9 protein-coding genes are annotated in these 9519 nt (G+C 51.8%); 5 read left to right on the top strand and 4 right to left on the bottom strand.

Annotated features, from left to right (window positions below):
* Positions 1-76: 76 nt before the first annotated feature.
* Positions 77-919: a DMT family transporter gene (locus G9C99_RS16595; protein WP_166418650.1), complete on the bottom strand. Its 843-nt coding sequence runs from the start codon at positions 917-919 to the stop codon at positions 77-79.
* The gene (locus G9C99_RS16590) at positions 919-2292 is read right to left on the bottom strand and encodes an FAD-dependent oxidoreductase (protein WP_166418649.1); all 1374 of its coding nucleotides are present in this window, start codon (positions 2290-2292) and stop codon (positions 919-921) included. Before G9C99_RS16590 ends, G9C99_RS16595 begins: the two co-directional genes overlap by 1 nt.
* Before the next feature lie 316 nt (positions 2293-2608).
* On the opposite strand from G9C99_RS16590, the gene G9C99_RS16585 reads away from it, so the two are divergent.
* The 5 genes from G9C99_RS16585 (at position 2609) to G9C99_RS16565 (ending at position 8845) form a co-directional block, all read left to right on the top strand.
* On the top strand, positions 2609-4648 hold the full coding sequence (locus tag G9C99_RS16585; RefSeq protein ID WP_166418648.1) for an ABC transporter substrate-binding protein: 2040 nt from the start codon (positions 2609-2611) through the stop codon (positions 4646-4648).
* Between the two features lie 64 nt (positions 4649-4712).
* On the top strand, positions 4713-5717 hold the full coding sequence (locus tag G9C99_RS16580) for an ABC transporter permease (RefSeq protein WP_166418647.1): 1005 nt from the start codon (positions 4713-4715) through the stop codon (positions 5715-5717).
* 4 nt (positions 5718-5721) lie between these two features.
* On the top strand, positions 5722-6852 hold the full coding sequence (locus G9C99_RS16575; RefSeq protein ID WP_166418646.1) for an ABC transporter permease: 1131 nt from the start codon (positions 5722-5724) through the stop codon (positions 6850-6852).
* Positions 6849-7844, top strand: coding sequence for an ABC transporter ATP-binding protein (locus tag G9C99_RS16570; RefSeq protein WP_205859877.1), 996 nt, complete (start codon positions 6849-6851; stop codon positions 7842-7844). Before G9C99_RS16575 ends, G9C99_RS16570 begins: the two co-directional genes overlap by 4 nt.
* The gene (locus G9C99_RS16565) at positions 7841-8845 is read left to right on the top strand and encodes an ABC transporter ATP-binding protein (RefSeq protein ID WP_166418645.1); all 1005 of its coding nucleotides are present in this window, start codon (positions 7841-7843) and stop codon (positions 8843-8845) included. Before G9C99_RS16570 ends, G9C99_RS16565 begins: the two co-directional genes overlap by 4 nt.
* A 48-nt stretch (positions 8846-8893) precedes the next feature.
* Here the strand turns inward: G9C99_RS16565 and G9C99_RS16560 are convergent, their stop codons facing one another.
* Both G9C99_RS16560 and G9C99_RS16555 read right to left on the bottom strand, forming a co-directional pair.
* Complete coding sequence (locus tag G9C99_RS16560; RefSeq protein WP_166418644.1) at positions 8894-9091, bottom strand: helix-turn-helix transcriptional regulator; 198 nt, start codon at positions 9089-9091, stop codon at positions 8894-8896.
* Positions 9091-9459, bottom strand: a complete 369-nt coding sequence (locus tag G9C99_RS16555; RefSeq protein ID WP_166418643.1) for a hypothetical protein — start codon at positions 9457-9459, stop codon at positions 9091-9093. Before G9C99_RS16555 ends, G9C99_RS16560 begins: the two co-directional genes overlap by 1 nt.
* Between the last annotated feature and the right edge of the window lie 60 nt (positions 9460-9519).

The raw sequence follows: 9519 nt of genomic DNA, 5'->3' as shown, positions 1-9519 counted from the left end.
AGCGTAAGAGAGAAACGGACGCCAAAACAGCCCCATTCGCGACGATAATGTCGTTCTTAGACCCTATTTGCGGGGGTTAAGCGCCGTTTAGCCCGATCAAAACGATCCCGCAAGCCACGATGGTTGCTGCAATGAGCCGAGTTGAAATGGGCCGTTCATGGAAGAAAAAGACACCGATAAGGGCGGCAAAAATCACTGAACTTTCGCGAATAGCTGAGACCATTCCAAGTGGGGCGTAGTATTTCGCCTGCAAGACGAGACCATAAGCAATGATCGAAACGACCCCGCCCAATAGCCCTTTGATCGCGGCGCTGCGGGGAATGGCGCGCACGCGTTCCCACCGGGTGATAAACACAAAGCCTGTGATGAATATATGGGCAAACGCCCCCCAGGCGACGTATGAAATTGTATGGGCTGACAAACGCACGCCGATCCCATCAACCACTGAATAGGAAGATATACAAAGTCCGGTGCCAAGCGCAGACCAGACGGCCATTTTGCTGACGTGGCCCTTAAGAACATCCTTTGACAAAGTTAAAATGCCCAAAGCCACGCAAAGAATGCCGATCCATGCCCAAAATGGCAGAACCTCCCCAATAAGCAGTTGCGCCCAAAGGGTCACCAGAACCGGTGCGCTGCCTCGGGCAATTGCGTAGACAACGCTTAGATCCCCATGACGATAGGCCGTCCCCAACATTAAAAAATAACCAAAGTGTATAACCGTAGACAGCCCGACATAGGCCATTGCCTCCCATCCGGGGAAAGGCAGTATCGTGATAAGAATTGCGCCGGGGATAACTTGCCCCAGCGCAACCAGTCCTAGGATCACTGTGCGGTCCACTGCGCTTTTCACAATGGCATTCCAGATCGCATGCAGCACTGCTGCGCTGATCACCAGTGAAAAGGCAAAGGCGCTCATTAGTGGTGTCTACCGCCTTGGCGTTCGAGTTCTTTTTGAATGTCCGCTGGGTTCACTTCGGCCAGTGGTTTATCTGTTTTAACCGAAATCGCGGCGGCGATACCTGCGCCCTGCCCGGTTACAGCACAACAGGCCATATTGCGGGTTGCGGCGTGGCTGTCGCGATCACCCCCTGTTGCGCGGCCAGACACCAACAGGTTTTCAACGCCTTTGGGCAGCAGGTTACGATATGGAATTTGGAAATACCGGCCAGTCGTCGGCAGGATCAGAATACCGTACCCATCAATGAATTCCGGAAAAATACCGATGCTATCGTCAAAGCGGGCTTGTTCGCGCACATCATGGCTGGTCATGTTGTAGACTGTATCCACTTTGCGCGTGTCGCGAATGCCGATCGACATGCCAAAGTTACGCAACCGAATGCCTTCGCAGCCGGGGGTGTAATGGCGCAGGGCCTCAATCGCCAACATGGATTGACGACGCCCTTCGATTTCATACTTGGTCAGGCTGTCGGGGTCAGTGCCGTCGCAATCATCCATGTGGATGAGGTTCATATAGGTCAGCTCACCGGTGTCATGAACAGCCCCCCAAGTGCCCGCGATGGTGTTGAGATGCGGCGGGATCATCCCGTCCTTGATCGCCTGCTCAAATGGTTTTTTGAGGAAAGGTGAAAACATGTCGTCCTCTTTGCCAGAGGTTTCGATGTTCCATTCGCCGCCACCGCCCCAGTCTTTGTAGGTTTGGGGGTCGGATTTGATGCCATCCATGAATTTCTGTTTATCAACGCCCGCAACGTGGAACATGACAGAGGCGGCCATCATGTTTTCCTTGGGTGTCATAAAGGTCGGCGCGCCTGCGCGTTCTACCACGTCTGCGTCGCCGGTCGCGTCAATCACCCGTTTGGCAAGGATCGCTTCGCGGCCCGCTTTGGATTCCGTGATGATGCCGGTGATTTTGTTGCCGTCCATAATAGGGGCAACAAATTGGCGGTGCAGCATCGGGCGAATGTTTGGTTCATTCTCAACCATCTTATCCGCGACCAATTTGAACCCTTCGGAGTCAATTTCGTAGGATAAGGATTGGCTTTCGGGAACAGCCGCGCCCATTTCTTTGGCGCTTTCTTCAAATTCACGGGCGATGCCGTTGCTTTCGATGGTGTCCTCGTGGCGATACCAATGCATGCCTTCGACACCCACAACGGTCAAATTACCGCCAAAACAGCCAAACCGTTCAACCAAGGTGACTTCGACGCCGGCGCGTGCGGCGGCCAATGCGGCGGGTAAACCACCGGGACCAGAGCCAACAACCAGTACATCCGTTTGATGAATAACGTCAATTTCGCGAGCGGGTTCATTAATCTTGAGAGTCGCCATTCGATTCACCTCCGAATCACCTAATTTTATTGAACGCTACGCATAAATTATCAAATTGCACGCCAAATTTTATGACGGTTTGTTAAATTATTCACAAAAAGTACTCGCTCTGAAAAATTAATTACAAAAATATTGACAGAGTGTGTATTTCGCCGTCAAGTTACCTCCTACAGAATTGCCGTTGTAAGGGGATACGCATTTTGAATTTGCTTGAACGTGGGGGGAGCCACCGGGAGCAGATCAGGGACTCGTCACAAAAAATATACAAAAATGAGTCATTGCACCCTTAATGAACTGCTTGTCCAATGGAGGAAATATGAAACGTATATTGCTATCCGGAGTCGCATTTGTAGCGCTTCCCGTTGCTGCAATGGCCAGCTGCCCTGCGGTCACTGTCGCTGATATGCAAGGCGTTGCAGGTGGAATGTATCCACAGCAATACGACCTTGCTGAATTTCAATCTGCCGCATCTTGCGAACTGACATTTGCCCAAAACCCAGCGATTGCTGATCTGAATGCGCGCATTCGCGGCAATGGCGATTTGGCTGCTGTTGCTGATCGTCTGCCAGCCAACCCACTGGTTGTTGCGCCATATGACGAGGTCGGCCAATACGGTGGCGTTCTGGATGTTTTGTCCAACGCAACTGAATCTGGCACATCTGATTTCTTGTCTGTGCGTCACGTGAACCTTGTTCGCTATTCAGATGATCTGCAAACCATCGTGCCAAATGTCGCGTCTAGCTGGACTTGGAACGATGATTTCACCCAGTTGACGGTCAACCTACGCGAAGGCCACAAATGGTCTGATGGCGCTGCATTCACCGCGCATGATGTTGTGTTCTGGTATGACAACCTGATGATGGACACCAACGTAATCGCTGAGCCAAAAGGCTATGCGCTTGCTGGAGGTGAACCGATTGAGGTTCTGGCCATTGATGACACCACGGTTCAATTCAACCTTGCGGCACCAAAGCCCGGTTTGCTTGAAACCTTTGCGTCATCTTATGTGCAGCCATTTCAACCGCGCCACTTCTTTGAACAATTCCACCCGGCTTTGAATGACCAAGCAGACGCAAATGCACAGGCTGTAGGCTATGAAAACGGCTATGAGGCGATCAAAGCGTATTACGGCAACTCAGACTGGATGGATACGCCGTCACCGATGCTGACAGCGGGCGACAACTTGGCCGATCTGCCTGCAGATACAATGCCAACATTGGAAAGCCACATCTTGGTGTCTGAAAACACCGAGGGCCGCCATTACGTTGCTAACCCGTACTTCTTCCAAGTGGATACAGCGGGCAACCAGTTGCCTTATATCTCTGAAATGGACGAAACCTATGTGGGTGACGCCGAAGTTCGTATTCTGAAGCTGTTGAATGGCGAAGTTGACTACAAATCTCAGTCAATCGCGTTGGATTCAGCACCTGTTCTTCTCGAAGGACAAGAGGCCGGGAACTACACATTGGACGTTCGTCCAAGCATCTCTAGCCCGACCATTACGTTCAACGTGACAGCAAACGATCTTGATCGTCGTGCGATCTTTAATGATGTACGGTTCCGGACTGCGATGTCATTGGCGATCAACCGCGATGAACTAAATGAAGTTGCTTCATTCGGATTGGGCACGCCTCAGCAGTATATCGGGTTCTCTCCACGCCCTGCGTATATTGACGAAGCATGGTCCACCAATGGGCTGGCATTTGATCCTGATCAGGCAAACGCATTGTTAGACGAAATCGGTCTAGTTGATGCGGATGGCGACGGCGATCGTGACCTTCCAAATGGCGAACAATTTGTTCTGGATTGGCAGTTCTCTACGCAGCCAACGTCAGCACAATTCGTTGAATTGATCGCGCAAAACTGGACCGATGTTGGCGTTACAACCACCATTAAAGAGGTCACAGACGATGAGTTCCGCGCAGCGCAATCTGCAAACAACCTCGAAGTGGGGATGTGGAATAAAGGTCAGCCAGCCGGGTCTATCCTGGGTGATAGCGAAACTTGGATCCCGCCGTTTGATGGGTATTTCGATGTGCGTACCGGTATGCTTTGGGCTGAATACATCAGTTCTGAAGGCGCAAATGGAGTAGAGCCACCTGCATGGGTTGCAACGCTGAAAACAGCGCTGGATACTTACCAGTCATCCGCACCAGGTACGTCAGAATCTGAAGCGGCTGCACAGCAGATGGTTGAAATCATGGCAGGTGAAATGCTGTTCATTGGGACAGTGAATGCACCGGCTCCGGTTTATCACTCTAACAATCTGCATAACTTCCCGGATTTCCAGACTTCATCTTATGAATTCTACCGGACCTACCCTTACCGCCCATCACAGTGGTGGTTGGACGAATAATCCGCGCTTAGCGTAATACAGAGGCGGGCGTTTTCGCCCGCCTTTAGCGACCTTGGGGGAAGCCATGTTGCAATTTGGAAGGTTCGCCGCGACACGTGCGGTGATGGCATTGATCACACTGGTGATTGTGTCGTTTGTTGTTTTCTCACTTATGGAATTGGTTCCCGGAGACTGTGCGGAGCGCTATCTGGCGTATAAAACCACACAGGGTCAGGCGATCACGCTTGCCGACATTGACGCCGAACGGGTCCGCCTCGGGTTGGACCGCCCTTATATGATCCGCTGGGCCACGTGGCTGACGGGTGCGTTTCAGGGTGAATTTGGCGACAGCTGCATCCTGCGTGTAAACATTGCCCAGCTTTTGGGGTCTAAATTTTGGATTTCCCTTAGCATTTGCCTTGGCTCTTTGCTGTTGGCTTATGCAATTGCGATCCCGGTTGGGATCATCTCTGCAGCATCACGTAACGCGGCGATGAACAATACTTTGCGGATCGTCAGCTACCTTGGTCTTGCGATGCCAAACTTCCTTTTGGCTCTGATGATCATGCTGTTTTCAACGCTGTACTTTGGTGAAACGCTGACTGGTTTGTTTTCTGCTGAATACAAAGATGCGCCGTGGTCTTGGGCCAAATTTGTCGATTTGCTAAAGCATGCTTGGCTGCCGATCTTTATCTTGGGGTGGTCTGCTACGGCGTTTGCTTTGCAAACGGTTCGGGCGTTGATGTCTGATGAAATTGGCAAACTCTATGTGACAGCCGCCAGCGCGCGCGGCCTTTACGGTGGGCGTCTGCTGTGGCGCTATCCGGCCCGTCACGCGCTTGGCCCGATTGTGAATTCACTGGGCTTTGATTTGAACCGCATCTTTAATGAGCTGCCGATTGTGGCGTTGATCCTCACTTTGACTGAGGCAGGCTCACTCCTGCTTGAGGCCCTGGCCCGCTCCAATGACCAACAGCTGGCCGGTGCGATTATTTTCCTTTTGACCGCCTCCATCGTGACGCTGAACTTCTTTACCGATATTCTGCTGGCCGTTTTGGATCCGCGTGTACGCAAAAGCATTCTGAGGTAAGCCGATGACAACAACGACTGAAAATCAGAAAGCCAAAGAAGCCTATTTCACCGCCTCCCAAGGGCAGTTGATCTGGGCACGATTTAAAAAGCAACGCGCAGCGATGATTGCAGCGATGGTGTTGGCGATGTTGATCCTATCAGGGATCTTTGCGCCGATCCTGTCGCCCTATGACCCAACGATTGCGGGCCGCGATGCGGATTATCTGAATGGTGCCCCGCAGATCCCATCATTTTGTGACACCAACGGCTGTTCTATACGCCCCTTTTTACACACGGTGACACGGGAAAGATCGCTGGCAACAAATTTCCGCTGGGTTGAAACCATCAATGAAGATGAACGCCGCTATATGGAGTTTTTCGTCAGTGGTGACGAATACAAACTCTTTGGCCTGATCCCAATGGATACGCATTTGTTTGGCATGTCTGAGGGCTATGTGCATCTGTTTGGAACGGATAGTTCTGGCAAAGACATCTTCAGCCGCACCTTGCACGCGATTTGGACATCGCTTCAGGTGGGGACTATGGGGGTTGTGATTTCCTTTGTTCTGGCGCTGATCATTGGCGGGGTGTCGGGGTATTACGGCGGCTGGCTCGATAGCTTTATTCAGATGGTGACCGATGCCATTCGAACGGTGCCGGCTATTCCGCTCTTTATGGCGATTGCCGCGTTTATTCCGCCGGAATGGACAGCAGAGACCCGGTTTTTATTCATCTCGATGATCTTGGGGTTGATTGGTTGGCCAACCTTAGCGCGGCGCGTACGGACCCATTTGTTGACCGAACGAAACCAAGAATACGTGCTGGCGGCGCAACTGTGCGGGGCATCGGGTGGGCACATTATTCGCCGCCATCTTTTGCCGAGCTTTACCAGCTATATCATCGTCGATCTGGTGATTTCATTTCCGTATATGGTGCTGTCTGAAACCGCGCTGTCGTTCATTGGTTTGGGCCTAAAAGACCCGGTCAATAGCCTTGGCGTGATGCTTCAGAACGTGACCAGCGCGGATGTTTTGCTGAACTACCAATGGTACTTCATCCCGGTGATTTTCTTTGTCGCGCTTGTGATGGCCTTTGTGTTCGTGGGCGATGGTCTGCGTGACGCCGCTGATCCTTATTCGGAGGCAAATAAATGAGCCTGATCGATGTTGAAAACCTGACTCTCGAATTTGACACGGATGAGGGTCGCATCACCGCAGTTGACGATGTGTCGTTTTCACTGGCACCGGGCGAAGTCATGGGGTTGGTCGGTGAATCCGGTTCTGGAAAATCCGTCACCGCAAAATCTTTGATGAAGTTGAACGCGCGAAACGGTCACTACAGCCCAGATACCAAAATCACCCTGCATCTGGATGATGGCCCGGTCGATGTCATGTCCCTAACCAAGCCAAAGGATATGTCAGTGATCCGGGGCGGTGCTGTCTCGATGATCTTTCAAGAACCGATGGCCAGCTTTGCCCCGGCGATGACAGTGGGCAGCCAGATGGTTGAGCAGCTTTTGATCCACAGCGATATGAACAAAAGGCAGGCCAAAGAATTGTCTGTTGAAATGTTGGATCGTGTGGGCATTTCGGACGCGTCCCAGCGGTTTAACCAATACGCTTTTGAAATGTCGGGTGGTATGCGCCAACGCGCAATGATTGCTATGGCGCTGTCGACAAAACCAAAACTGTTGATCGCGGATGAACCCACCACCGCCTTGGACGTGACCATTCAGGCGCAGGTGATTGATCTGATGAAGGATCTGGTGGATGAATTTAAGATGGGCATCATCTTTATCACCCACGATCTGGGGGTTGTGGCCCAAACAGCTGACAAAGTTGCAGTGATGTATCTGGGTCGTATGATTGAACAGGGTCCGGTGCGCGATGTGATCCGCAATCCGCAGCATCCCTATACGCAGGGCTTGCTGGATGCATTGCCAAAGCTGGACGATCTTGGCGCGCCGTTGAAACCGGTACCGGGTGATATCCCCTCTCCGCTAGAGCGCCCATCGGGCTGCGTGTTCCACACCCGCTGTTCGCAGATCATGGGGGATGTGTGCAAACGCGACACCCCTGCATGGGCCAACACCAGCGAAGGCCACCGCGCCGCCTGCCATTTGCGTCATAAAGGGGCCTCAGCATGAGCGATCCTAACCTGATCAAAACCGATAAACTGTCTGTAGAATTCAACATCGGCGGCAGCATCTTTAACAAAAAGACGCTAAAGGCCGTGGATGGTATTTCCATCGACATTCCCAAAGGATCATTCTTTGGTGTTGTGGGGGAATCCGGGTCTGGCAAAACCACATTGGGCCGTGCGTTGTTGAACGCCGTGCCGATCAGTTCAGGGCACGCGACCTATGACGATGGTGAGGTGCAATATGACCTTGCCGAAATCAACGGGCCGGAACTGAAAGATTACCGCAAACGCGCACAGCTGATTTTCCAAGACCCCTACGCCGCGCTCAGCCCACGCATGACCGTGCGCGATATTATTGCTGAACCGCTTGAAGTTATGGGCCTGACCAAAACCCGCGAAGAAACCGACGCCCGCGTGCGCGAGATCGCTGAAAAATGTCGGCTGAACCTCGAACATTTGCGCCGCTTTCCACACGCGTTTTCTGGGGGGCAGAGGCAGCGTATTTCGATTGCGCGTGCGCTTGTTTCTGGACCGCAGTTTATCGTCGCTGATGAATCCGTGGCGGCGCTTGATGTGTCTATTCAGGCGGACATTTTGAACCTGCTCAAGTCGATCCAGGAAGAGATGGGCCTGACGTTTATGTTCATCAGCCATGATTTATCTGTGGTGGCGCATACCTGTGATCATGTGGCGGTGATGTATCTGGGCCGCATTGTCGAAAGCGCGCCAACCCGGCAGCTGTTTGAAAATGCTCGCCACCCGTACACCAAGGCATTGTTTTCGGCCATTCCATCCCTGGACCCGGATGACCGCGGCAAGGCGCAAAAGCTAGAAGGCGAAATTCCATCGCCAACCAATCAACCTTCGGGGTGCAAATTCCACACACGCTGCCCATTTGTCACTGACATCTGCAAACGCGAAGAGCCGCCGCTCGAAACCTGCGAAGAAGGCCACGCCGTGTCCTGCCACCGCTGGAAAGAGCTGCAATTGAACGATGTGGCGTGAATAAGACCTCCGAAGGGAGGGCTTATTCACGCCAATATTTTGATCGATCTAAGATGGGTCGTAGATAAATATGCCTTCGATCGGCTGGGCCAGAATTGTTGAAATTTTGAACGCCAGAGGCAAGCTAGGATCATACCTGCCGCGTTCCAGTGCATTGACTGTTTGACGTGATACTCCAAGCCGTGTGGCAAATTCAGCCTGTGACCAATTTTGCGCTTTGCGAAGCTCTTGAATACGATTTTCCATCAGTACCTCAGGCGGCCAAAGATCACACCTATAAGCCAAAAGGTGCCCATTAATGGCCAGATGACAAACATCGACATTTTGGGATAGCCAACATTTTCCAAAAACCCATAACCCAATGTGATCAGCCCTGTTGCTGCGAAAGAAATGGCCAGTGCCTCTAATTGCAATCTGCGTTGCATTTCATCTATGCGGTTAATTTCTTTGAAAATCACGATGCAAATTAAAAACGCAGGCAATACAGGCAAGAGGGTTATCCCAACACGCTGCCCTGGGTGATCGACGCCATTGGCCAATGTTGTAAGTGAAAAGACAAGTAAGATCACGTAGGCGGTGAAGCTTAGAAAAAGTGCAAATAAATATTTTTTCATGGTGCCCTCATTGTAAAGTATGCTTTACATATTTGAGGTGCTGAAAAAAGTAAAGCTCCC

It is taken from the genome of Cochlodiniinecator piscidefendens (genome assembly GCF_011326755.1).
Classification (GTDB): domain Bacteria; phylum Pseudomonadota; class Alphaproteobacteria; order Rhodobacterales; family Rhodobacteraceae; genus Cochlodiniinecator; species Cochlodiniinecator piscidefendens.
The sequence above is the reverse complement of the archived record's forward strand: the minus strand, read 5'-3'. Positions and strand labels throughout refer to the sequence as shown.